This window comes from Sphingobium sp. PNB, from assembly GCF_019873065.1.
GTDB classification, from domain to species: Bacteria; Pseudomonadota; Alphaproteobacteria; order Sphingomonadales; family Sphingomonadaceae; genus Sphingobium; species Sphingobium fuliginis.
The window spans coordinates 59,870-81,676 of the sequence record NZ_JAINEZ010000008.1; the positions used below are offsets into that span (position 1 = coordinate 59,870).

The 21,807-nt window shown below is 63.8% G+C and carries 25 protein-coding genes; 21 read left to right on the forward strand and 4 right to left on the reverse strand.

Annotated elements, in window-relative coordinates; genetic code table 11:
* Window positions 1-2: 2 nt before the first annotated feature.
* From K7W03_RS04825 to K7W03_RS04865, 9 genes are all read left to right on the forward strand, one after another.
* Window positions 3-743, forward strand: a complete 741-nt coding sequence (locus tag K7W03_RS04825; protein ID WP_102999844.1) for an alpha/beta fold hydrolase — start codon at window positions 3-5, stop codon at window positions 741-743.
* Window positions 740-1,516, forward strand: coding sequence for an SDR family oxidoreductase (locus K7W03_RS04830; protein WP_066563001.1), 777 nt, complete (start codon window positions 740-742; stop codon window positions 1,514-1,516). Before K7W03_RS04825 ends, K7W03_RS04830 begins: the two co-directional genes overlap by 4 nt.
* Before the next feature lies 1 nt (window position 1,517).
* Window positions 1,518-2,072, forward strand: a complete 555-nt coding sequence (locus K7W03_RS04835; protein WP_066563003.1) for an NADPH-dependent FMN reductase — start codon at window positions 1,518-1,520, stop codon at window positions 2,070-2,072.
* 62 nt (window positions 2,073-2,134) lie between these two features.
* The gene (locus tag K7W03_RS04840) at window positions 2,135-3,298 is read left to right on the forward strand and encodes an acyl-CoA dehydrogenase family protein (protein WP_066563004.1); all 1,164 of its coding nucleotides are present in this window, start codon (window positions 2,135-2,137) and stop codon (window positions 3,296-3,298) included.
* Between the two features lie 10 nt (window positions 3,299-3,308).
* On the forward strand, window positions 3,309-3,767 hold the full coding sequence (locus K7W03_RS04845) for a hypothetical protein (protein WP_102999843.1): 459 nt from the start codon (window positions 3,309-3,311) through the stop codon (window positions 3,765-3,767).
* Window positions 3,764-4,153 (forward strand): MaoC family dehydratase, encoded by a 390-nt coding sequence (locus K7W03_RS04850; RefSeq protein WP_102999842.1) that lies wholly within the window; start codon window positions 3,764-3,766, stop codon window positions 4,151-4,153. Before K7W03_RS04845 ends, K7W03_RS04850 begins: the two co-directional genes overlap by 4 nt.
* An 18-nt stretch (window positions 4,154-4,171) precedes the next feature.
* The gene (locus K7W03_RS04855; RefSeq protein WP_226869702.1) at window positions 4,172-4,726 is read left to right on the forward strand and encodes a VOC family protein; all 555 of its coding nucleotides are present in this window, start codon (window positions 4,172-4,174) and stop codon (window positions 4,724-4,726) included.
* 15 nt (window positions 4,727-4,741) lie between these two features.
* Window positions 4,742-5,581: an alpha/beta fold hydrolase gene (locus tag K7W03_RS04860; RefSeq protein WP_226869703.1), complete on the forward strand. Its 840-nt coding sequence runs from the start codon at window positions 4,742-4,744 to the stop codon at window positions 5,579-5,581.
* On the forward strand, window positions 5,578-6,333 hold the full coding sequence (locus tag K7W03_RS04865) for an SDR family NAD(P)-dependent oxidoreductase (RefSeq protein WP_066563013.1): 756 nt from the start codon (window positions 5,578-5,580) through the stop codon (window positions 6,331-6,333). Before K7W03_RS04860 ends, K7W03_RS04865 begins: the two co-directional genes overlap by 4 nt.
* Before the next feature lie 22 nt (window positions 6,334-6,355).
* On the opposite strand, the gene K7W03_RS04870 is transcribed toward K7W03_RS04865, so the two are convergent.
* Complete coding sequence (locus K7W03_RS04870) at window positions 6,356-7,414, reverse strand: hypothetical protein (protein ID WP_066563014.1); 1,059 nt, start codon at window positions 7,412-7,414, stop codon at window positions 6,356-6,358.
* A gap of 87 nt (window positions 7,415-7,501) precedes the next feature.
* Complete coding sequence (locus K7W03_RS04875) at window positions 7,502-8,026, reverse strand: ester cyclase (protein ID WP_066563017.1); 525 nt, start codon at window positions 8,024-8,026, stop codon at window positions 7,502-7,504.
* A 155-nt stretch (window positions 8,027-8,181) separates the two neighbouring features.
* On the opposite strand from K7W03_RS04875, the gene K7W03_RS04880 reads away from it, so the two are divergent.
* The 5 genes from K7W03_RS04880 (at window position 8,182) to K7W03_RS04900 (ending at window position 13,340) form a co-directional block, all read left to right on the forward strand.
* Window positions 8,182-8,637 (forward strand): nuclear transport factor 2 family protein, encoded by a 456-nt coding sequence (locus K7W03_RS04880; RefSeq protein ID WP_066563020.1) that lies wholly within the window; start codon window positions 8,182-8,184, stop codon window positions 8,635-8,637.
* Window positions 8,638-8,680: 43 nt separating this feature from the next.
* Complete coding sequence (locus tag K7W03_RS04885) at window positions 8,681-11,020, forward strand: membrane-bound PQQ-dependent dehydrogenase, glucose/quinate/shikimate family (RefSeq protein WP_102999841.1); 2,340 nt, start codon at window positions 8,681-8,683, stop codon at window positions 11,018-11,020.
* 128 nt (window positions 11,021-11,148) lie between these two features.
* Window positions 11,149-11,598, forward strand: coding sequence for a nuclear transport factor 2 family protein (locus K7W03_RS04890; protein ID WP_226869704.1), 450 nt, complete (start codon window positions 11,149-11,151; stop codon window positions 11,596-11,598).
* Window positions 11,591-12,592, forward strand: a complete 1,002-nt coding sequence (locus K7W03_RS04895; RefSeq protein ID WP_222885726.1) for an NADP-dependent oxidoreductase — start codon at window positions 11,591-11,593, stop codon at window positions 12,590-12,592. The genes K7W03_RS04890 and K7W03_RS04895 overlap by 8 nt, the downstream gene beginning before the upstream one ends.
* 22 nt (window positions 12,593-12,614) lie before the next feature.
* Entirely contained in the window at window positions 12,615-13,340 is a 726-nt protein-coding gene (locus tag K7W03_RS04900; protein ID WP_066563026.1) for an SDR family oxidoreductase, read from the forward strand.
* 30 nt (window positions 13,341-13,370) lie between these two features.
* Here K7W03_RS04900 and K7W03_RS04905 read toward each other — a convergent pair whose 3' ends face one another.
* Both K7W03_RS04905 and K7W03_RS04910 read right to left on the reverse strand, forming a co-directional pair.
* Window positions 13,371-14,519: an NADH:flavin oxidoreductase gene (locus tag K7W03_RS04905; protein WP_102999839.1), complete on the reverse strand. Its 1,149-nt coding sequence runs from the start codon at window positions 14,517-14,519 to the stop codon at window positions 13,371-13,373.
* A 115-nt stretch (window positions 14,520-14,634) separates the two neighbouring features.
* Window positions 14,635-14,841, reverse strand: coding sequence for a ferredoxin (locus K7W03_RS04910; RefSeq protein WP_066563029.1), 207 nt, complete (start codon window positions 14,839-14,841; stop codon window positions 14,635-14,637).
* A 99-nt stretch (window positions 14,842-14,940) separates the two neighbouring features.
* On the opposite strand from K7W03_RS04910, the gene K7W03_RS04915 reads away from it, so the two are divergent.
* The 7 genes from K7W03_RS04915 (at window position 14,941) to K7W03_RS04945 (ending at window position 21,805) form a co-directional block, all read left to right on the forward strand.
* Window positions 14,941-16,326 carry an aromatic ring-hydroxylating dioxygenase subunit alpha gene (locus K7W03_RS04915; protein WP_102999838.1) on the forward strand — a complete coding sequence of 462 codons (1,386 nt, stop codon included), beginning with the start codon at window positions 14,941-14,943 and terminating at the stop codon, window positions 16,324-16,326.
* Window positions 16,327-16,354: 28 nt separating this feature from the next.
* Window positions 16,355-16,930 carry an aromatic-ring-hydroxylating dioxygenase subunit beta gene (locus tag K7W03_RS04920; protein WP_066563033.1) on the forward strand — a complete coding sequence of 192 codons (576 nt, stop codon included), beginning with the start codon at window positions 16,355-16,357 and terminating at the stop codon, window positions 16,928-16,930.
* A gap of 14 nt (window positions 16,931-16,944) precedes the next feature.
* On the forward strand, window positions 16,945-18,114 hold the full coding sequence (locus K7W03_RS04925) for an NAD(P)/FAD-dependent oxidoreductase (protein ID WP_102999837.1): 1,170 nt from the start codon (window positions 16,945-16,947) through the stop codon (window positions 18,112-18,114).
* A complete protein-coding gene (locus tag K7W03_RS04930; RefSeq protein WP_102999836.1) occupies window positions 18,111-18,923 on the forward strand; it encodes an SDR family NAD(P)-dependent oxidoreductase in 813 nt (270 codons plus the stop codon). Before K7W03_RS04925 ends, K7W03_RS04930 begins: the two co-directional genes overlap by 4 nt.
* Entirely contained in the window at window positions 18,920-19,552 is a 633-nt protein-coding gene (locus K7W03_RS04935) for a TetR/AcrR family transcriptional regulator (RefSeq protein ID WP_102999835.1), read from the forward strand. The genes K7W03_RS04930 and K7W03_RS04935 overlap by 4 nt, the downstream gene beginning before the upstream one ends.
* Window positions 19,553-19,556: 4 nt before the next feature.
* Complete coding sequence (locus tag K7W03_RS04940) at window positions 19,557-20,783, forward strand: acyl-CoA dehydrogenase family protein (RefSeq protein ID WP_226869705.1); 1,227 nt, start codon at window positions 19,557-19,559, stop codon at window positions 20,781-20,783.
* Between the two features lie 101 nt (window positions 20,784-20,884).
* Window positions 20,885-21,805, forward strand: coding sequence for a quinone oxidoreductase family protein (locus K7W03_RS04945; protein ID WP_102999833.1), 921 nt, complete (start codon window positions 20,885-20,887; stop codon window positions 21,803-21,805).
* Window positions 21,806-21,807: the final 2 nt, after the last annotated feature.

The following is a 21,807-nucleotide window of genomic DNA, read 5'->3' on the forward strand; positions in this document are numbered from 1 at the left end:
TCATGACCACATTCCTACTTCTCCATGGCGGCGGCATGGGCGGCTGGACATGGAAATATGTCCGCGAACTGCTGGAGGCCAGGGGACACAAGGTCTACACCCCGACATTCACCGGCTTTGGCGAGCGCGAACATCTGATCGGCCGCGATGTCGGCAATGCGACCCATGTGCGCGACATCGTCAATGTCTTCAAATATGAGGATCTGCGCGACGTTGTGCTGGTGGCGCACAGCTATGCCGGAACCGTCGCGCCCGGCGTCATTGCCGAGGTGGGCGACCGCATCGCCAGGATCATCTATCTCGACGCCATCGTGCCCCGGTCGGGGGAACGGATCGCGTCCCTCATGGGCTATGTTCCCGAAGATCAGCTCGCCGCGCTGGATGCGATGCTCGAAGCGGGCGAAGGCCCGATCGGTTCGGGCGTGCATGACATGCAGCGCGCGGCCGCCAAGGACCATCCGCATCTCATGGACCCGGCGCGGGAGAAATGGCTGCTCGACAATCTGTCGGACCAGCCGATGAAGGCAACCGCCTGTGTCATCCCCGTGGGTGCCGAGACGATCACCCAGCCCGTCGACTATATCGCGGCGGCCGTCACGGTGATGACCGCCATGCACGACCGGGCGCGCGAACTGGGCTGGACCATCCATGACCATCCAGGCGATCACGCCCTGCTGGTGGGCGATCCGGAGGGTACGACCGACCTCATTCTGAAGATTGCCGCCGCGGGAGCAAAAGCATGAATGCGGCCGAACTGTTCTCGGTAAAGGACCGCGTCGCCATCGTCACGGGCGGGTCGACCGGCATCGGCCGCCATATCGCAACCGGCTTTGCCGCTGCGGGCGCCAAGGTCTATATCTGCGCCCGGACGGAGGCCAAGGTGATGGCGGCCGCGGCGGAGATTGCGGCCACGACGGGCGGCCACTGCACCGGCCTCGTCGCCGACCTGTCGACGCTCGTCGGGATAGAGGCTCTGGTCGCGGCGGTGTCCGCGCGGGAGCAGGCCGTACACGCCCTCGTGAACAATGCAGGGACCATGGCGGACGCGCCCATCGACGAATATGGCGAGGGCGAATGGGACCCGGTCATCGACCTGAACCTGAAGGCACCCTTCTTCACCCTCCAGAAATTCCTGCCCCTGCTCCGCGCGGGCGGCACGGCGGACCGCCCCGCATCGATCATCAACATCGGGTCGGTCGGCGCGCTCAAGGTGGGGCCCAAGGAAAATTACGCCTATCAGGCCTCGAAAAGTGCCATCCACTGGATGGCCAAGAGCCTCGCCAAGCGGCTTGGCCGCGACAATATCACCGCCAATGTGATCGCGCCCGGATTCTTCGAATCCGAGATGACGGTCATCACCTCCGACGAGATGCGCAGGATGGTGGAATCGATGGTCCCCCGCGGCCGCGTCGGCACGCCGGAGGATCTGGCGGGGGCAGCCATCTATCTCGCCTCGCGCGCGGGCGCCTATGTCACCGGATCGGTCATTCCGGTCGAGGGAGGATTGTCGATCTGATATGACCCAGCTTCATGTCGTCGCCATTGGCGGCACCATGCGCGCCTATTCCTCCACCGAGCGGGCGCTTCGCAAGGCGCTTGCCATCGCAGAGGAACGCGGCGCGCGCACGACGCTGCTGGCCGGGGAGGATATCGACTTCCCGTCTTACGCGCCTGAAAATCCGGACCGTTCGGATGCGGCGCGACGCTATGTCGACGTCCTGCGGTCGGCGGATGCCGTCATCATCGGCTCACCGGGTTATCATGGCGCGATCTCCGGCTTCGTGAAGAATGCGCTCGATTATGTCGAGGATATGAGCCGCGACGAGCGCTGCTATTTCGACGGCCTTCCCGTAGGCTGCGTGGCAACGGCGGCCGGCTGGCAGGCAGCGGTCGCCACGCTCCAGCAACTGCGGGTGATCACCCACGCGCTTAGGGGCTGGCCGACGCCGCTGGGCATCGCCATCAATACCATCGGCGGTGAAGGCGACCCGATCGAAAACGCGCCTATCCCCGATCAGTTGGGGATGATGGTGGGCCAGCTGTTCAGTTTCTGCCGACGGCCCGCCCTATAGTTGGATAGGTTCGCAACGCGTCCGACAGGCGCTTAGTCGTAGGGCCACTAACGGGAACGACGATGGATTTTTCACTCACCGAGGAACAGCAGGCGTTCAGGGACATTGTCCGCCGCTGGGTCGATGCGGAAGCGCCCAAGGACTGGATGCGCGCGCTGGAAGCCGACGAAGAAAATTATCCCTACGCGCTGTGGGACAAGATCGCCGAGCAGGGATTTTTCGGGATAGGCATTCCGGAGGAATATGACGGGCTGGGCGGCGACGTCATGATGCAGATGATCTTCGCCCGCGAATTTGCGCGAACGGCCGGTGGCCTGCTGTGGGTCTGGGGCCTCACCTCCTTCGGCGGCGCGAAGACGATCGGCGCGGTCGGCACGGAGGAGCAGAAAAATCGCTGGCTGCGTCCCATGGCACAGGGCAAGCTGCGCGTCTCGCTGTCGATGACCGAGCCCGATGGCGGCACCGATGTTCTGGGCGCGATGAAAACCCATGCCGAAAAGGTCGAGGGCGGCTGGAAGCTGAACGGCGCCAAGATGTGGACGACCGGCGCCAAGGCCGCCGACAGGCTGCTCGTCCTCGCCCGCACCGACAAAAATGTCGAGAAGAAGCATCATGGCCTTACCATGTTCTTCGTCGACGCCAAATCGCCCGGCATCACCGCCTCGCTCCTGCCCAAGCTCGGCATGCGCGCCATGGGCTCGTGCGAGGTCCATTATGAGGATGTCTTCGTCCCCGACGAGGACGTGCTGGGTGAACCCGGGCAGGCCTGGTACGCGATGCTGCCCACGCTCAACAATGAGCGGATCATGGTCGGCGCGCAGTGTCTGGGCGCGATCGACGGGGTACTGGAAGACGCGCTGGAATATATGCTGCAACGCAAGGCGTTCGGCGGCATTATCGGCCGCTTCCAGATTTTGCAGCATTATGTCGCGGACATCGCGACCTGGCAGAAGCTCACCGAATTGCTGCTCTACAATGTCGCCTGGATGCAGAGCAACGGCATGCCATGCGGAACCGAGGCGAACATGCTCAAGATGGTCGCCACGGAAAATGCCGTGAAGGCTGCGGACCTCGGCATCCAGATATTGGGCGGCATGGGTTATTCGGCGGAAACCGACATGCAGCGTTACTGGCGCGATCACCGCATCCTGCGGATGACCCCGATCAGCAACGAAATGGTGCGCAACACGATTGCCGAAAGCCTCGGCCTGCCGCGTTCTTTCTAAGGGACCCGCCATGAGCGATCTTGACGATCTTCCACCCGCACCCGACGCCGCCGGCACATCGCTGGACGGCACCAGGGTCTTTACCATCACGGCTGAGGAAAATGCCGCCCTGTGCCGCTCGACCGGGATCGAGCCGGCCGGGGACGGAAGCGCGCATCCGATCTATTATTATATCGCCACCCAGGTCGCGATGGGCAAGACGGTGGCCGGCGTGTGCGAAGCGTGCGAATTCGATGTCGAGGATGGCCCGATGATGGGCAGCAGCGGCGTGCGGTTCTATGCGCCGCTGAAGGTCGGCGAAAGCTACAGAGTGACGGGAGAGATTCTCAGCCTCGTCCGTAAGCGCAGCCGCAAGCTCGGCGTCATGGATGTGATGACCTATCGCCTGCGCCTGCACCTGCTCGATGGAACGCAGGTGCTGGAAACCGATAATGTGTGGGTTCTGCCCCGCAAGGAGTTCGCCGCATGAGCTACGCCATCGGAGATGCGCTGCCGCCCTTCACGATCGAGAGCGTCAGCCCGCAAGCCATGAAGCAGTGGGCCGTGTTTCTCGCCGATCCCAACCCCATCCATCTCGATGTCGAGGTGGTGAAGGCGAAGGGGCTGGGTGACCGGGTCATCAACCAGGGTCCGATCAACGTCGCCTATATGATGAACATGCTGATGCGCGCCTTCCCCGGCGGACGGATCAAGGCGATGGATTCGCGCTTTCTGGACAATGTCTATGGCAGCGACCGGGCGGTGGTGACGGGCAGGGTCGCGGCGATCGAAGGCAATGTCGTCACCTGCGAATTCTCGCTGGATGTGGATGGCCGGGGCACGGTCAATTCCGGCACGGCCACGGTGGAATTATAAGAGATGAGGAGAAAGTAAATGCCTAGCGGACCTTTTGCCCATGTATGCATGGTCGTCAGCAATCTGGAAAAGGCGATCGAAGACTGGACCAAAATCCTGCGCGTGCTCGATCCGGCATCGCTGGAAGAACGTCTTGTCAAATATGATGAATTTTCCAGCGGTGCCGATGCGGGCATGAAGTGGGCGACGTTCGTCAACAATGGCGGCACGGAAATCCAGTTCATTCAGCCGGCCCCCGGCACGCCCATGGGCGATCGCCTCGAAAAGGTCGGCGAGCATGTCCATCATCTTTGCTATGCCACCGACGACGTGCCGGGCGCGATGGAGAAATTGCGCGCCGAAGGGCTGCACCTGCCCGGCGGCGGTCAGACCTTCAACGATCCGGACATGACATGGCAGAAGTGGAGCTGGGTCGGCCATAAGAGTACCCATGGCTGCCTGATCGAGGTCGCCTCGCCCTATGAGAGCCGCAACGACGGCAAGTGGCACCACGCGCCGGGCAAATTCGCCTATAAGGGCCCCGGCGAACACCCGTCTTTCGCGGAAATGGTGCCGCCGGTGGCCGCCGGGTAAATGCATGGCTCCGGCATGACGCCCCCCACACAGATAAGCCTGCCGGGTGACGGGCTGGAGATGGTCGCGGACGCCTATGGCGACCCGGCCGCTCCGCCTGTCTGCTTCTTCCATGGCGGCGGCCAAAGCCGTCGTTCCTGGGCGGGTTCGGCCCGGCGAGTGGCGCAAGCCGGCTATTATGGCCTGACCTTCGATCTGCGGGGCCATGGCGACAGTGGCTGGGCCAGCGACGGCGACTATCTGCTGGAAGCTTATGGCCGCGATGTCGAAGCCATCATCCATGCCCTCGGCAGGCCGATCGCCCTGGTGGGGGCTTCGCGCGGCGGGCAATCGGCGCTGGTGGGCGGGTCGCGCCACGCCGATCTGGTGCGCCTCATCATGCTGGCCGACGTCGCGCCCTATATGGTCGATACGGGGGTGGAGGACATTCGCGGCTTCTTCCGCGCCAGCGATTCCGGTTTCGCGTCGCTGGAGGAAGCGGCCGATGCGCTGCACGCCCATCTTGGCCAGCCCCGCCTGCCAGACGTTTCCGGCCTCGCCAAATCGATGCGCGAGGAAGATGGACGCCTGTTCTGGCACTGGGACCCGCGCACGACGGCGCCGGAATTTCTTCATCCCCCCTCGGAAGGGGAAGCGCTCATTGCCGCGGCCCGGCGCGTAAAATCACCGCTTGTCCTTGTGAAGGCGGAACTGAGCGAGATCGTTTCGGACGAGAGCGTCAGGCAGTTTCGGGCACTGGCCCCGCAACTGGAGATCGAGATCGCCCATGGTGTCGGCCACATGTTCACCGGCGACCGCAATGATGCCTTTGCCGATCGCCTGCTCCACCATCTGGCTCATCATTTGCCGTTATGATGAAGGGCGCGGCCTTCGTCGTCGGTGGCACCGGCGGCCTTGGCAGCGCGATCTGCCGACGGCTGTCGACCGAATGGGATCATCTAACCATCGGCTACCGGTCCAGCCGTGAAAAGGCGCTGGCGGTCGCGGCGTCTCTGCCCAATAGTTCTTGTGAGACGCTGTCCGTTACCTGCGATCTTTCCGATCGCGCCTCGATAGAGACCGGCATTCGCGAGACGGTCGAGCAATTCGGCGCCATCGGCACGATGGTCTTCGCCAGCGGGGTCGAAATAGCCCAGCCCTTCGTCAGCCAGATCAGCGAAGACCAATGGCGCGAAGTCATCGAGATCGAACTGGTCGGCTTCACCCGCATCGTATCCGCCACGCTTCCTCATTTCCGCGCTCAAGGCTTCGGCAATTTCGTTACCGTCGTTTCGGTCGCGAACTACTGCTTCCCACCCGGCGACGCCCTCTCCTCCGTACCCAAGGCGGGGATGGAAGCCCTGGGCCGCGCGATCGCCAAGGAGGAAGGCCGCTACGGCATCAGGGCGAATATGGTCGCTCCGGGAATCATCGATGCCGGCTTGGGCGCCGACTTCCTGAGATCGCTTTATTCGCCTGAAATCTGGGAAGCACAGCGCAAACGCATTGCCCTGCAACGCTTCGGCAGCGGCGAGGATATCGCCGAAGCCGTGGCCTTTCTGGCCTCGGAAAGGGCGCAATATATGACCGGCCAGACCTTGATCGTCGATGGGGGCTTCAGCCTCTAAAAGTCGGCGGTAAGGGTTCCGCTCAGCCCAGCAGGCGCTGCGCCGCCACGCCATCGCCCCAATTATGGATGCGCTCCCAGAAGCGGACGCGGGTGGGCGCGAAATTGTGCATATGCGCCATGCGGGGACACACGAAGAGTTGAATGTCTTCCGCGCTCTTATAGGCTCTGGGTTCGGCTAAAGGGTCTGGCACGACATCGCGTTCGCCCATGGCGATCAGCACAGGCACGCGTATGGCGGCCGCTTCCAGCGCCACCGCGCCCGGCGCGACCATATATACACCGCATGGGGGCGTGGTCGCCGAACGCCATTCGGGCAGCGGATCGACCAGCCCTGCGGACGCCATCATGTCGAGCGTGACGATGTCCGCAGGTTCATCATCATGGTGAAAAGACCATTGAAAGGGATGCTCACCTGCCCGTGCCGCCGCCTGAAGCGCCTCGGCGTCGCCCAGCGTCACGCCCGGCGCTTGCGCCAGCGCGGCCGCGTTCAGGACATGCGGCGCGTCGAGCGATGAGCGGCGCGAAATCCAGGGCCATGCGGCCGGAGGCTGTCCCGGCCGGGTCGGCACGACGGTATGGATGCCGCTATAGCCCAGCACGCCGATGCCGTGAAATGTGTCGTGATTGCCCTGCGCCACGATGGTGAAGCATCCGCCCATCGATTGGCCTATGCCAAGGCATGTGGCATCGACGACCGGGGGCAGCCCATCGACGAGGGTGCCCGCTTCCAGCCGTCTCATGACCTGCCGCACCATGGCGTCGTTGGCCGCCGAGACATTATCGAGATTGAGGGCATTGCCTTCGGCGATGGTCGACTCGCCAAATCCCAGATGGTCGCAGGTGACGAAAATCCATCCGCGGTCGCAATGGAAACCCGCCTGTCCGCCGCCGGACCCATCCGGCATGTCGAAACTGAAATAGCGTCGGCAATAGCCCCCGCCGGGGAAGGCGAAGCAAACGGTCATGCGGTTGGTCAGTGTCGCAAGGTCCGGCAGATGGACCGTGACCGCCATGTGCGCCGCCATGCCGAGGTCCACTGCATCGCTGACATCGATCCTGAGGTCGACAGACCGCTTCATGCCCTTATCTTCCCTTTCCGGCCGAATTCCAGACCAGCCCCCTTCATCGATCCGGCGCGCCCTCGCCGCGCCGGATCGGCCTGTTGGTCACTTATAGGGATCGACGGGCTGGGGAACGTCGATGACTTCCAGATCCTTCAGCATCGTCAGCACGTCGGAGATCGAATAGATGTGATCGATCTTGTCGCCGCGGAATCGCAGCCACGAGAACCACAGCACGTTCAACTCGTTCCCGGTCGGCTGGACACCCATATAGGGACCGCCGGTATGCTTGCCATGATGGTGACACAGGACGCAGATCTCGTCCTCGCCGCGGCCCCAGGCCTTCAGCGTGCGATAGATGCTGGGCGGAAAAGTCGTGTAGAGGCCCTGCGGCGAGGTCTTCCAGACATGATAGGTTCCCAGGTCAGGCCGGTTGGGATTGTCATAGGTCATGCTGTCGGTGTTGAAAAACTGGTCCATGCCGTCCCAGTCGCCGCGGTTGATGACCTCGTGCAGGTCCATCCAGTGATTGACCATGTACGCCTGCCGCTCGGTCAGCCCGGCGGTGATTTCTGCCCGCTTCTCCTTCGACAGGACGAAATCGGCTTCCGTGAACGGGGCGAGGCCCATAATAGTCTCCTTGATTAAAAAACGGTCCACGGGATCGATCCCGGGAGTGACGTTTCATTCCCCTTAGCCGCCGCGCTCGGCACCTACCCAATGGAAGGCGGCGCGCCTTCCGCACTGTGTCAGCAGCCATTCTATAGAATGAAGGAGGAGAGGCCATGACACTGACCCTGCAGGAAATGTCGGACAGGTTCGAGATTCAGGATCTGATCGTGGGCTATTGCTACGCGGTGGATACACGCGACTGGGACGCACTGGACCGCTATTTCACCGAAGACGCCGTGATCGACTATTCGGAAATGGTGGGCGTCGTCGGGGGCCTTGCGGAGATAAAGTCCTTCCTGGCGGAAAGTCTGACGCTGATCCTCGCCTTTCAGCATGCCGTGTCCACCACCCAATATCAGATCGCGGGCGACCGGGCGAAGACCAAAACCGCCTGCTATAATCCGATGACGGTCAGCAACGGCGAAACGGCCGATACGCTGGTCTTCGGCCTCTGGTACCATCATGATTTCGTCCGCACCGGGCAAGGCTGGAAGATCAGCCGACTCTATGAGCAGAAGTGCTACCGGATCAATGTACCGGACTGGCTTGCGGCACAATTGCCTGCCTGATTCTCCCCTCACAGCTTTTGCCGGATTCCAAGGGGGGAGCCTGATGCGCCGCTTTCTGAACATGATTTTCATCCTGTCGATGCTTCTTGCCGGCCTGTCGCTGCTGTGGCTGGGGGGACGGCTCGCCCTGCTCGGCGGGTCAAGCTGGTATTGTGTGTCCGGCCTCATGATGGTGAGTGCGGCCTGTCTCGGCTGGCGCCGTTCGCCCCTCTCGGTCACCCTCTATTGGGCCTTTCTCGCGGCCAATCTCTGCTGGTCGCTTTGGGAGGTCGGACTGGACGGCTGGGCTCTTGCGCCCCGGCTGGCCATGCCGGTCGCCATGGGCCTCTACATGTTCACCCCCTATTACCGGCGGCATGTCGGCCTTGACCGCCCCCTGCCCGGCGCACGCATGCTGTGGCCCGGTCTTCTGCTGCTCCTCGTCGGCGCGATCGGCGCCGCCTTCTGGGCGGATCGTTCGCCGCCGGCGGGCAGCGCTCTGTGGGGCGCGGGACCGGCCCGCGCCTCCGATGGCGACTGGGTGGCCTATGGCAACGACCGGGGCGGATCGCGCTATTCGCCGCTGGCGCAGATCACGCCCGCCAATGTCGGCCATCTGGAAAGGGCATGGACGTACCACACCGGCAAACTCACCGATGGCAAGCAAGGCACGGCCTTTCAGGTCAATCCGCTCAAGGTGGGCAATCGCCTGTTCCTGTGTGCGGGCAATAATGATGTGATCGCGCTCGATCCGGAAACGGGGCGACAATTATGGCGGCACCGGCCCAAGACCGATCTCGCGGGTGTCTATGGCCTCGTCTGCCGCGGCGTCACCTATTATCGCATCCCGCAGGCCCATGGCTATTGCGCCGAGCGCATCTACACCGCGACGCTCGACGCCCGGCTGATCGCGCTCGATGCGGTGACCGGCGGACTTTGCCCCGGATTCGGACAGGGCGGTCAGGTGGATCTGAAGGCGGGACTGGGAACGGTCGACAAGGGCTATTATTTCGTCACCTCGCCCCCCGCCCTCGTGCGCGGCCGCCTCGTTCTGGGCGGCTGGGTGATGGATGGTCAGAAAATCAGGGAGCCTTCCGGCGTCATCCGGGCGTTCGATGCCGTCACGGGCGCTTTTTCCTGGGCCTTCGACATCGGTCGCCCCGACGATCACGGGCTGCCGCCGCGCGGCGGCGTCTTTACGCCGGGCACGCCCAATAGCTGGGCGCCCATGAGCTCGGACGAAGCGCTGGGCCTCGTCTATGTGCCGACAGGGAATGCAACGCCCGATTATTTCGGCGGGCATCGCACCGTCAATGATGACCTCTATTCCAGTGCCGTGCTGGCGCTGGACGCGGAGAGCGGGGCGGTGCGCTGGTCCTTCCAGACGACCCATCATGACCTGTGGGACTATGATGTGCCCGCCCAGCCCACGCTGGTCGATCTTCCCGGCGGCGTGCGCGGCCTGCTCCAGCCGACCAAGCGCGGGGAGATATTCTTCCTCGACCGGGCGACCGGCAAGCCGCTGTTGCCGGTCGAGGAACGCCCAGTCCCGCAGGGCGCCGTTCCCGGCGAACGCCTGTCGAAGACCCAGCCCTATTCGGTCGGCATGCCCAGTTTCGGCGGGCCGCGTCCGGCGGAAAAGAGCATGTGGGGTCTGACGCCGATCGATCAGGCGATGTGCCGCATCCGCTTCCGCCAGGCCCGCTTCGACGGGGACATGACCCCGCTGTCGACTGAGCATCCCACCCTCACCTGGCCCGGCTATCTCGGCGGGATCGACTGGGGTGGGGTATCGGTCGATCCCCGGCGCGGGTTGATGATCGTGAACAACAACCAGGTCGGCAATTACAATCGCCTGATCCCCAGAGCCGTCGCGGACCGACAGGGCATCAGGCCGATGAACGCCGCCCATATGAGCGATGTCGGTGGGCCGGTCGCCCAGATGGGCGTGGCCTATGCCGCCCATATCGCGCCCTTCCTCTCCCCGCTCGCCATTCCGTGCCAGCAGCCCCCCTATGGCCGCATCAACGCGGTGGACCTCAAGACCGGAAAACTGGTCTGGAGCAGGATATTCGGCACCTCGCGCGACAGCGGCCCGCTGGCCCTGCCAACGTTCGTGCCGATTCCCATGGGCGTGCCCAATATCGGCGGGTCGGTGGCTACCGCGAGCGGCGTCACCTTCATCGGCGCGACGCAGGAGCATATGTTCCGCGCCTATGAGACGACGACCGGCCGGCTGCTCTGGAAGGCGCGACTGCCCGCCGGCGGCAATGCCTCTCCCACCACCTACTGGTCGAACGCGAGCGGACGCCAGTTCGTGGTGATCGCGGCGGGCGGACATGGCGCAATGCTGTCAGGTGCGGGCGACGCGTTGATCGCCTACGCACTGCCCAACCGGAAATAGAGGCGGCCGCCCGTTGGTGGCTGGGCCTGCCGAGGCTATAAATCGCCGGAAGATGACAGTCGATCCTATCCTTTGGCGGGCAAGTTTAGCCGGCGCCTCTTTATGTTTTCAGCCGAAACTAGGGGAGGATGAACATGCCCGCACATGGCAGTCTGGTGAGACGCTTGCCCGTCGGCGCCGATGATGAACGTGCGATCGAACATGTGTTGCTGCGCTACGCCACCGGCATCGACACGCGTGACTGGCCGCTGTTCCGGACCTGCTTCGCGCAGGATTGCGAGGCCGATTACGGCAGTTTCGGGCATTGGCGCGGCCCGCGCGAAATCGCCGAATATATGGCCGACGCCCACCGCCATATGGGGCCGACGCTGCACCGGATCACCAATATCGTGATAGAGAAGCGCAACGATGAGGTGCACGCGCGCAGCTATGTCGATGCGCTCCTGCCGGAGGCGACCCAAGGCGGCGTGACCCATCGCGCGGCGGGCTATTATGAGGATTGCCTGGTCCGCACCTCGGACGGATGGAAGATTTCCCGCCGGAAATTCACCATGGTCAAAGCGGGGCTGGATGGCTGATCTCAACCGCCAGGTCCTGTTGACCTCCCGCCCGTCGGGAATCGCGCAGGCGGAAAATTTCGCGATCCGGCAGGCGCCGGTCGAACCGCCTGCGCCGGGTCAGATTCTGGTGCGCAATCACTATCTTTCGATCGAACCGGCGATGCGCGGCTGGATCGCCGATGCGGGCAACTATGCCGCGCCCGTCGCCATCGGTTCGGTCATGCGCAGCCTTGCCGTGGGCGAGGTCGTGGCCTCCGCGCATCCCAACTATGCGGTGGGAGAGCATGTGTCCGGCTGGTTCGGCTGGCAGGACTATGCCTGCCTCGCAGCCGATCAGGTCGTCCAGCGCACCACCGCGCCGGAGATGCGGGCATCGCTCGGCATTCTGGGCATCAACGGCATGACGGCCTATCTGGCCCTTACCCTGATCGGCCAGCCGCGCGCGGGTGAGACCATCGCGGTATCCACGGCGGCCGGCGCGGTCGGTTCGACCGTCGGCCAGATCGCCCGCATCCTTGGCTGCCGCACGATCGGCATCGCGGGCGGGCCGGTCAAGGCGCGACGCTGCGTGGATGAGTATGGCTATGACTGCGCCATCGATTATCGCGCCGGGAACATAAGCGCGGCGATCGCCGAGCATGCGCCCAAGGGTATCGACATGTATTTCGACAATGTCGCCGGGGCGATCAGCGACTCGGTTCTGCCGCATCTGGCACAGCGCGGGCGCGTCATTGTGTGCGGAACGGCATCGATCGACCGCTGGGAGCCATGGCCCACCGGGCCGCGCGTCGAACGCCATCTTCTGGTCAAACGCGCCCGTATGGAAGGCTTCGTCATCTTCGACCATGCCGATCGCTATGCCGAAGCGACAGCGCAATTGCGGACATGGATCGCGCAGGGCCGGCTCACATGGCGCGAGGATATATTGGACGGCATAGAATCCTGCCCCGACGCGCTCGCTGGTCTCTATCGCGGCGAAAATGACGGCAAGAGGCTGATCCGTCTTATCTGATCTGAAAAGAGGAAGTCACGTCATGGATCATCTGGAAGGGCAGATTGCCATCGTCACCGGCGCATCGTCGGGCATCGGCGCGGCCAGCGCCCGCACGCTTGCGGCAGCGGGCGCGACCCTGGTGCTGGTCGCCCGCCGCGCCGACCGCCTCACCGAACTGGCAGAGGAACTGGGCCGCGGCAGCACGGCCTTTGCCGCCGACATGGCGGACCCGGACGCGCCGCAAAGGCTGCACGATTTCGTCCTCGACCGCTTCGATCGGGCCGACATATTGGTCAACAATGCCGCCATGTTGCACGCCGCGCCGATCGACGCGTTCGACCTCGATCAGTTGCGCCCGATGATCGCGATCAACTATGAAGCGGTGGTGCGCGCCAGCACCCTTTTCGCGCGGACGATGAAGGCGGCCGGCAGGGGCCAGATCATCAACATATCCAGCATCGGCGCGAACATCACCGCCCCCGGTGTGGGTGTCTATGGCGGCCTCAAGCGCGCGCTGGAGGCGTTTACCGACTGCCTGCGGGTCGAACTCGCCGGGTCGGGCGTCAAGGTCGGCATTGTCGCGCCCGGCACGACCAGCACCGAGATTTTCGAGGATATGAAGGCCAGGGGGCAACCGTCCTGGGACAGCTTCATCCCGCCGATGCTGCCCAGCGACATCGCCGACGCCGTCGCGGTCATCGCGCAGCAGTCCGAACGCACCAACATCGCCCGCATCCAGGTCTATGCCGCAGCGGACAGCCATTGACGCCCCGGCCGGAGCCGGAGTGTCCGGCGATCAGTCCAGCGTGGCGTAGGCGTCCAGCCGGAACGGATTGACGTCGCCGCCATTGCGCATCTTGGCCACCCATTGGGCATCCATCAGCAGCGCGCGGCCGACCGCGATCAGGTCGAATTCGCCGCGCGCCATCCTGTCGGCCACCAGCGCCAGATTGTCGGTCATGACGGTCGGCTGCGCGAAGGAGGATTGCAAATCCTTGCTAAGGCCCACCCCGCCGACCGCGATGGTCGGTTTACCGGTCAGTTTCCTGACCCAACCCGCCAGCCCCATGTCGGAGCCTTCGAAGGCCGGTGCCGTGAAGATGCGCGTGCTCGCGTCGAATATGTCGACCCCCGCCTCGACCAGGGGAGCCAGCATCGCTTCCAGCTCGCCGGGCGTTTCTGCATTGCGTGCCTCATAATCCTGAAGCTTCCACTGGGAGAAGCGGAAAATGACCGGAAAATCGGGCGCGGTCGCGGCCCGGATCGCCCGCACCAGCTCGACCGCGAAGCGCGCGCGCTCGGCAATCCCGCCGCCCCAGCGATCTTCCCGCATATTGGTATGACGCCACAGGAAACTGTCGATCAGATAGCCATGCGCCCCATGCAGGGCCACGCCGTCGAAACCCACCGCCTTCGCATTGGCCGCGCTGCGGGCGAAGGCGGCGATCAGGTCGCCGATTTCGCTGTCGGTCAGCGGCGCGGTGGGTGCCCGCACCTGTTCCAGATAATCGGGCGGCACGATCGCTTTGTCGGTCGGGCCCCAGATGCCGGACGGACGGGCTGATGGCGCATCGGGATGATAGCCCGTGCCCGGCACGCGAATGACGCCCTGATGCCATAGCTGGGGGATGATGAGGCCGCCAGCGTCATGCACGCCGGCCACGATGTCGCGCCAGCGCGCCAGCGCTTCCTCGCCATGCAGGACGGGCGAAGCGCCGCCGCCCATGGTTTCGCGTCCCACTGCGGCGGGATGGTCGACCCCCACCCCTTCGGTGATGATCAGCCCCACATCGGCTTCGGCCCGCCGCCGATAATAGCCGGCCACCCCTTCCGAGGGGATGCCGCCCGGCGAGAAATTCCGCGTCATCGGCGCCATCACGAACCGATTGCGCAGGTGGAGCGAGCCGATCGTGAACGGTGTATATAAAATCTCGGCCTGCCCCATCAACGCGATCCTCTCATCTGCCTGTCAAACGACCGTGCCGCAGGGAACGAGCGCCAAAAACCTATCGAGCGACAGGATATCCGCCCCCCCGGACCCGCGCATGGTCACGCCGACTTCAGACTTCTTCGATGGCAAGGGCGGACTGCGGACAGGCTTCGGCCCCTTCCCGGGCCAGTTCCTCCAGTCCTTCGGGGACGATCTCGTCGTCCACATACACGATACCATTGGCATCGAGCTTGTAAATTTGGGGGCATATCTCGGCGCAAACGCCATAGCCACAACAGGCCGCCTTATCGATCACAACTTTCAGTTTCTGGCTCATCCAGCCTCTCCTTCCTCTTTAAGCGACATTACACCTTGAACAGATTTAGTTCAATATGTATAACACGACTCAATCAAGGAAATCCTCCAGGAGAGCAAGATGCTGCACAATGCCGGGCTGACGCTGAGCGACGGAACGACGCTTGACGACCTCATCGACCGCGACATGAACGAGGTGTCGTTGCGGGTGATGAACGACAAGGAACTCTATGAGCTGGAGATGGAGCGCATCTTCGCGCGCACCTGGCTGCTCCTTGGCCATGAGTCGGAAATTCCCAAGGCGGGCGACTATGTCATGCGCGACATGGCGGAAGATAATGTGATCGTCTCGCGCGACCGCAGCGGCGAAATCCACGTCATGCTGAACGTCTGCCCCCATCGCGGCATGAAGGTCTGCACGGCGGAAGCAGGCAACGCCCACGCCCATCGCTGCATCTACCATGGCTGGGCCTTCCGCGCGGACGGCAGCTTCATCGGCGCGCCGATCGAAAAGGAGCAGATGCACGGCAACAAGCGTTCCAAGGACGAGCTGGGCCTCAAAAAGGCCCGCGTCCATCTCTATGGCGGCCTGATCTTCGCCACCTGGAACAAGGATCTGTCGTTCGAGGATTATCTGGGCGACGCCAAATTCTACCTCGATCAGCTTTTCTGCCGTACCGACAATGGCCTTGAGATGCTTGGCCCCCCCCAGCGCTTCGTGCTGCCGTGCAACTGGAAGATCCCCGGCGAGCAGTCTGGCTCGGACGGCTTCCACACCCTGACGCTGCACCGTTCGCTTATGGAAGGCGGGATCATGGGCGGCACCGCGGAGTCGATCTACGACACCGCGCCGGGCATGTATGGCGTCGACCTTTCTGTGCCGCAGGGCCACACGCTGCGTTGCCTGGAAGCGGCGCAGACCTTCAAGATGTTCGCAGACGTCAGCTTCGAGGGAAAAACCACGGAAGAACGGCTGCATCTGCTGCCGCCGCCCGGCATCACCAAGGACCTGATCCCTCAGCTGTTCGAGAATCTGTCGGAAGATCAGGTCAAGCAGCTGGCGAACATCCCGCCCCAGGTCGGCGGCATGTTCCCCAACATCCTGATCGCCTTCATCTTCGCGCCCCGCACGGATGGCGGCGCTTCAGGCGCCCTGTCGCTGCACACCTATGTGCCCAAGGGGCCGGACAAGGTGGAGTTCGTGAACTTCATCTTCGCGGAAAAGGATGCGCCGGAAGATGTGAAGCGCGACATGCTTCAGAACGCCATCTGGTCGACCGGCACGTCGGGCACGATCGAGCAGGACGACGCCGACACATGGCCGCAGATCATGCGCAATTCACGCGGCCATATGAGCAAGACCATCACGCTCAAATATCAGGCGCTGCACGGCCATGAGCGTCCAGAAGGCTGGGTCGGCGGCGGCGATCTCTATCCCGGCTTCACCAAGGACGACACGCAATGGGCCTGGTGGATGGCCTATTATAATCTGATGGCCGAAGCCTGAGCCGCGGCGACGAGAGAGGACAGATATCATGGTGAACTACGCGACCGCCGCCATCGACAAGACCAGCGTCCTGCGCGGTCTTGTCTCCACCAAGCGAGTGCCGCTCGGGTCGGAAGTCTATAACCGCCTGCTCGAAACCCTCTATGACGAAGCCGCCGCGCTCGACGAACGCCGGTTCGACGACTGGGTGGCTTATCTGGAACAGGATTTGAGCTACACCGCTCCCCTCCGCCTCACCCGCAACGGTCCGAACAAGGACCGGGACGTGGTGCGCACGATGAAGCATTTCGACGAGAATTACGGCTCGATCCTGATGCGGACCGGCCGTCTGGCGAAGAGCGCCTGGGCCGAAGATCCGCCGTCGCGCACGCGCCGCTTCGTCACCAATGTCCGCATCGCCGAAAGCGAAACGGCCGGCGAATATGAGGTTGTGAGCTACCTCTATGTCGAGCGCAGCCGCATGGACAATCCGGAGAATGAGACGATCAGCGCCGAACGCCGCGACATCTGGCGGCTGGTCGACGGCGCGTACAAGCTGGCGAGCCGGGAAATCATCGTCGACCAGTCGACGCTCGGCATGTCCAACTTCGCCATCTTCCTCTGACCGGAGCGGCTTCGGTGACGGAAACCCCGCATATCGTGGTCGTCGGCAGCGGCCTTGCCGGCTATGGCGTCCTGCGTGAGCTTCGCAAGCTTGCGCCGGACGCCCGGCTGACGCTGGTCACGCAGGATGACGGGCATTTCTATTCCAAGCCCGCTTTGTCGACCGCGCTCGCCAAGGGCAAGGTTGCCGATACGCTGATCACCACGCCGGCGGAAAAGATGGTCGCGCAGCTGAAGCTCGATCTGCGGGCCGGCCGTATCGTCGAAGCGATCGACCGGCAGGACAAGGCCGTTCTGACCACCGGCGGGCCGATCTTCTACGACCGGCTGGTGCTGGCGATGGGCGCCGATCCGGTCCGGCCGCCGATCGACGGGGACGCCGCGCACCGCGCGCTCGCGGTCAACAATCTCGACAATTATCGCGACTTTCGGGAGGCCTTGCCAGATGGCGCCCGCGTGCTCGTCATGGGCGGGGGCCTTGTCGGCACCGAATTTGCCAACGACCTTTCCGCAAGCGGCTATCAGCCGGTGGTCGTCGACATGCTCGGCCATCCCCTGGCCCAGCTCGTGCCGCCGGGCGTCGGTCAGATGATCCGCGACGCGCTGTCCGAAAAGGGCGTGGAATGGCATCTAGGCCGCAAGGTTCTGGCCATCCATAAGGGCGAAAGCGGAATCAGGGCCGAACTGGACGACGGCTTGGTGATCGAGGCGGCGGCGGTTCTTTCCGCCGTCGGGCTGCGTCCGCATATCCAGCTCGCACAGGAGGCGGGGCTGGAGGTCGCGCGCGGCATCAAGGTCGATCAGACGGGCTGCACCAGCGATCCCGCCATCTATGCGATCGGCGATTGCGCCGAATATCCGCAGGGACTGGCGGCCTATGTGACGCCGATCATGGCCGCCGCCCGCGCCATCGCGCCCAGCGCCCTCGGCACGCCGACGGATATCCGCTTCCCGCCGCTGTCCGTACAGGTCAAGACCACCGCCTATCCCGTCGTCCTGCTGCCAGCGCCCACGGGCGTGGAAGGACAGTGGCAGGAAATCACCAATGACGAGCGCGGCATCAAATATCATTATCACGACGCGGACGGGGCGATCCGCGGCTATGTTTTCACAAAAGACTATTGCCAGGAACGCATGGACATGGACCGTGCCCTGAGCGAGCAGATGACAGGAGCGGTAGCGTGACGGGATTGGTGAAGGACAAGGTCGCAATCGTCACCGGCGGCGCCAAGGGGCTGGGCTACGGCATTTCCCGCTGCCTTGCAGAGGCAGGCGCGCATCTGCTGATCACCGGCCGGGACGGGGCCGCCGCTGAAACCGTCGCGGCGGAAATCACGCAAAGCTTCGGCGTCCGCGCCGTCGGCATGTCGGCCGACATGGGCGTCAAGACCGAAGTGGAGGCGATGATCGAACGCGCCGTCAGCGAATTTGGCGGGCTGGACATATTGGTCAACAACGCGTCGCAGCTTTCGCCCAATGTGCTGCTGGAGCAGAAAACGGACGAGATGCTTCAGCGGACACTGGAGATCGGCACCTGGGGGAGTTGGTGGGCCATGCGCGCCGCCTTCCCGCATATGAAGGCGCGCGGCGGCGGCTCGATCATCAATTTCTATTCGATCGACGCCCAGACCGGCGCATGGCTTCACGCCGACTATAATATGAACAAGGGCGCGATTCTGGGGCTTACCAGGACCGCGGCGGTCGAATGGGGCCGCTTCAACATCCGCACCAACGCCATCGCGCCGACCGGCATGGGGCAGGTATTTGCAGACCTAGCCGAAAACGTCCCCGGCTTTCTTGAGATGGCGACCGCCAGCAACCCGCTCAAGCGCGCGGGCGACCCGGAAAAGGATATCGGCCCGGTCGTCCTGTTCCTGGCGTCGGAAATGTCGCGCTTTGTGAATGGAGAGCTGATCAATGTGGATGGCGGTCAGCATCTGCCAGGCTATGTGAGCGTTCCGCACAATCTGGCAGAGATGGAAGCCCAGACATGAAACTGATGCCGCACGCCGACTGGAACGAAATCGTCGCCACCGATCAATCGGGCAGCGTCCAGAAGATCATGGACGGCACGTTGCGCGCGATCAACTCTATTGGCGCGCGCCGCCTGTCGATGAGCGACATCAGCGAGAGCAGCGGCGTCTCGCGCGGCACGCTCTACCGCTATTTCGCCTCCAAGGAGGAAGTGCTGGCGGCCTTCAGCGAATATATCTGCAGCAGCTTCGAAAAGGGCATTGTGGAATCGGGCGAAAGCATTGTTGAGCCGATCGAGCGCTTCCGCGCGGTGATGCGTTTTTACGGCCGCTTCACGATCGAACGCTCGCCCGAAGGCATTTTCGAGGTCGAACCGGCCTTCCATCTCAATTTCCTGCGCAGCCATTTCGGTCGCCATAAGGCCGCGGTCCAGCGTGCGCTGGATCCGGTGCTCGACTATTTCGACAGGCTCATCGACAGCCAGATCAACCGGGACGCGTTCTGCGACACGATGGTCCGCCTACAACTGAGCACTCTCATCATTCCAGCCACTCCGGAGTGGCTGGCGATCTGGAACAGCGCGCCCGATCAGTTGTGCGAATGGGCATTGCAGATCGCCGGGCACCATAGCGAACATAAGAAAGGATGAACTGATGGCTACTGCCCCCAAGGTGGATAATGAAATCCAGTGCGGCTTTGCCGAAAAGGCTGTCGCTGACGCGATGGTGGAAAAAGCGCGCGGCTTTCGCGCCTTCCTGCAAAGCGAGGCGCCCGAGGGCGAGAAGCGGCGCAATCCTACCCCCGCCGTGGACAAGATGTTGAAGGAAGAAGGATTCCTGCGCATGCTCCTGCCGCAGCGGCTGGGCGGCATGGGCCTCTCCCCCACGGATTTCTGCCGGGTGCAGATGGAAATCGCCAAGGGCGATCCCGCCATCAGCTGGGTAATCCAGATCGTCAACGGAACGAGCTGGATCACCAGCCTCGCGCCCGATGGCGTGCAGGACGCGGTGTTCGGCGGCAGTCCGCAGTCCGTCTGCGGCGCCTACAACCCTCCCGGCAAGGCGCGCAAGGTCGACGGCGGCTGGATCATCAACGGCAAATGGCCCTATATGTCCGGTTCGCGGCAATCGAACTGGGCGCAGCAGGGCGTGGTGCTGGAAGGATATGACGGTCCCGTCGTTCCCGGCATCAGCATGTGCTATCTGCCGATGGACAGCATGACCATCGAAGACACATGGTTCGTTTCCGGCATGCAGGGCACCGGGTCCGACACGGCGGTCGCCACGGATGTTTTCATTCCCGACGCCCAGATGGTGCTGATGGATGAACGCGCCGGACAGATCGACCGGACGAAGCGCCATTTCGGCGCCCCTTCCGATCTGCTGCCCGCCGTGCCCGTCGTCCGCACCACCGGCATCGCCCAGCTGATCGGCGCGGTTGAGGCCATGCTGGAAATCGTCACCGCCGAGGCCCCCAAGAAGCCGGTGCTGACGACCATCATCGGCCCGCGCACCAGTTCGGGCGCCTATATGCGCGATCTGGGCGAAGCGGCAGCGATGATCGATACCGCCAAGCTGATCCTGTTCGACCTGACCGCCAAGCTGGACCGCGTCGGTCTGGGCGAGGAATTCACCCTTGCGGAGAAGGCGAGGCAGCGTGCGGGCGGCGCGCAGATGATCGAGCTGGTTCATGGCGCCAGCGAATCGCTGATGTTCCAGGCCGGGTCCTCGGGCTTCGCGCTGGACAAGCCGATCAACCGCTACTGGCGCGACATTTCGATGGCGCTGCGGCATATCCAGAATATCCCGACTATCGGCTATGAAATCTATGGCCGCAACCTGACCGGCGCCGATCCGATCTCGCCGCCGGGCGCCTATTGAGGTCGATAAGCCACCGAAAGAAGGGTTGCCCGGTCGAAAGAATGGGCGCCCCTCCTTCCTCCGCGGCCCGGCCGCATCCATCACGACCATAGGGGAACGCCGTGCGGGCCGCCCTGATCGACAGCGATGGCTGCTTCGCGCTGGCCGATCATCCCGAGCCAGCCGCCCAGCCCGGCTGTCGCGTCATAGAGGTTGCGGCGGCCGGAATCGGCCCCACCGACCTCATGCGCGCGAAGGGCTTTTTCGGTCCCATCAGCGCGCCCTATGTGCCCGGCGGCGAAGGTGTCGGGCGCCTGGATGACGGCAGGCGCGTCTATTTCGGCCATAGCAGAGCGCCCTTCGGTGCCATCGCGGAACGCACGCTCGTGGCCGAAGAGGAAATCTGGCCTGCCCCCGACGGCCTTTCGGACGACCAGTTGATCGCCCTTGCCATCTCCGGCACCGGCGCACTGATCCCGCTGGAAGAGGCGCGGATAGCCAGAGGCGAGTCCGTCCTCATTCTCGGCGCGACCGGCCCGGTCGGGCAGATCGGCGCGCAGGTCGCGCGGCTGCTGGGCGCGGGCCGCGTCGTGGCGGCGGCGCGCAGCCGCGAACGGCTGGAGGCCATGCAGGCCGCCGGTCATGCCGATGCGATCGCCCTATTGGGCGAAGGCGATGATGACGCCGCGCTGAAGGCGGTTTCGCAAGGCGGCTATGATGTCGTGCTCGACATCATCTACGGTCCGCCCGCCGAAGCGGCGATGCGCGCCACCCGGCCCGGCGCGCGCATGATGAGCATCGGCGTGCAGGCCGGGCCAACGGTCACGCTGTCCCTGCGCGATCTCGTCTTCCGCAGCCATATCGGCGTCGGCACCGGGCAACGGCCGGCCAGCGAGCGCCGCGCCGCCTATGACCGGCTGATCGACATGGCAATGACCCAGGGCCTGACCGTCGACACATGCCGCTATGCCTTTGCGGATGCGGCCGACGCGTGGGCGGCGCAGGCCGGCAGTCCCCATGGCAAGATCGTCATCACCCGCTGATC

Coding starts and splice junctions, on each gene's coding strand:
- K7W03_RS04890 (WP_226869704.1), top strand. CDS start 11,149: ATGAACATGCCCGCACATGGCAGTCTGGTGAGACGCTTGCCCGTCGGC.
- K7W03_RS04865 (WP_066563013.1), top strand. CDS start 5,578: ATGATGAAGGGCGCGGCCTTCGTCGTCGGTGGCACCGGCGGCCTTGGC.
- K7W03_RS04870 (WP_066563014.1), bottom strand. CDS start 7,414: ATGAAGCGGTCTGTCGACCTCAGGATCGATGTCAGCGATGCAGTGGAC.
- K7W03_RS04910 (WP_066563029.1), bottom strand. CDS start 14,841: ATGAGCCAGAAACTGAAAGTTGTGATCGATAAGGCGGCCTGTTGTGGC.
- K7W03_RS04915 (WP_102999838.1), top strand. CDS start 14,941: ATGCTGCACAATGCCGGGCTGACGCTGAGCGACGGAACGACGCTTGAC.
- K7W03_RS04940 (WP_226869705.1), top strand. CDS start 19,557: ATGGCTACTGCCCCCAAGGTGGATAATGAAATCCAGTGCGGCTTTGCC.
- K7W03_RS04900 (WP_066563026.1), top strand. CDS start 12,615: ATGGATCATCTGGAAGGGCAGATTGCCATCGTCACCGGCGCATCGTCG.
- K7W03_RS04850 (WP_102999842.1), top strand. CDS start 3,764: ATGAGCTACGCCATCGGAGATGCGCTGCCGCCCTTCACGATCGAGAGC.
- K7W03_RS04885 (WP_102999841.1), top strand. CDS start 8,681: ATGCGCCGCTTTCTGAACATGATTTTCATCCTGTCGATGCTTCTTGCC.
- K7W03_RS04845 (WP_102999843.1), top strand. CDS start 3,309: ATGAGCGATCTTGACGATCTTCCACCCGCACCCGACGCCGCCGGCACA.
- K7W03_RS04880 (WP_066563020.1), top strand. CDS start 8,182: ATGACACTGACCCTGCAGGAAATGTCGGACAGGTTCGAGATTCAGGAT.
- K7W03_RS04935 (WP_102999835.1), top strand. CDS start 18,920: ATGAAACTGATGCCGCACGCCGACTGGAACGAAATCGTCGCCACCGAT.
- K7W03_RS04860 (WP_226869703.1), top strand. CDS start 4,742: ATGACGCCCCCCACACAGATAAGCCTGCCGGGTGACGGGCTGGAGATG.
- K7W03_RS04875 (WP_066563017.1), bottom strand. CDS start 8,026: ATGGGCCTCGCCCCGTTCACGGAAGCCGATTTCGTCCTGTCGAAGGAG.
- K7W03_RS04835 (WP_066563003.1), top strand. CDS start 1,518: ATGACCCAGCTTCATGTCGTCGCCATTGGCGGCACCATGCGCGCCTAT.
- K7W03_RS04905 (WP_102999839.1), bottom strand. CDS start 14,519: ATGGGGCAGGCCGAGATTTTATATACACCGTTCACGATCGGCTCGCTC.
- K7W03_RS04825 (WP_102999844.1), top strand. CDS start 3: ATGACCACATTCCTACTTCTCCATGGCGGCGGCATGGGCGGCTGGACA.
- K7W03_RS04855 (WP_226869702.1), top strand. CDS start 4,172: ATGCCTAGCGGACCTTTTGCCCATGTATGCATGGTCGTCAGCAATCTG.
- K7W03_RS04830 (WP_066563001.1), top strand. CDS start 740: ATGAATGCGGCCGAACTGTTCTCGGTAAAGGACCGCGTCGCCATCGTC.
- K7W03_RS04920 (WP_066563033.1), top strand. CDS start 16,355: ATGGTGAACTACGCGACCGCCGCCATCGACAAGACCAGCGTCCTGCGC.
- K7W03_RS04895 (WP_222885726.1), top strand. CDS start 11,591: ATGGCTGATCTCAACCGCCAGGTCCTGTTGACCTCCCGCCCGTCGGGA.
- K7W03_RS04840 (WP_066563004.1), top strand. CDS start 2,135: ATGGATTTTTCACTCACCGAGGAACAGCAGGCGTTCAGGGACATTGTC.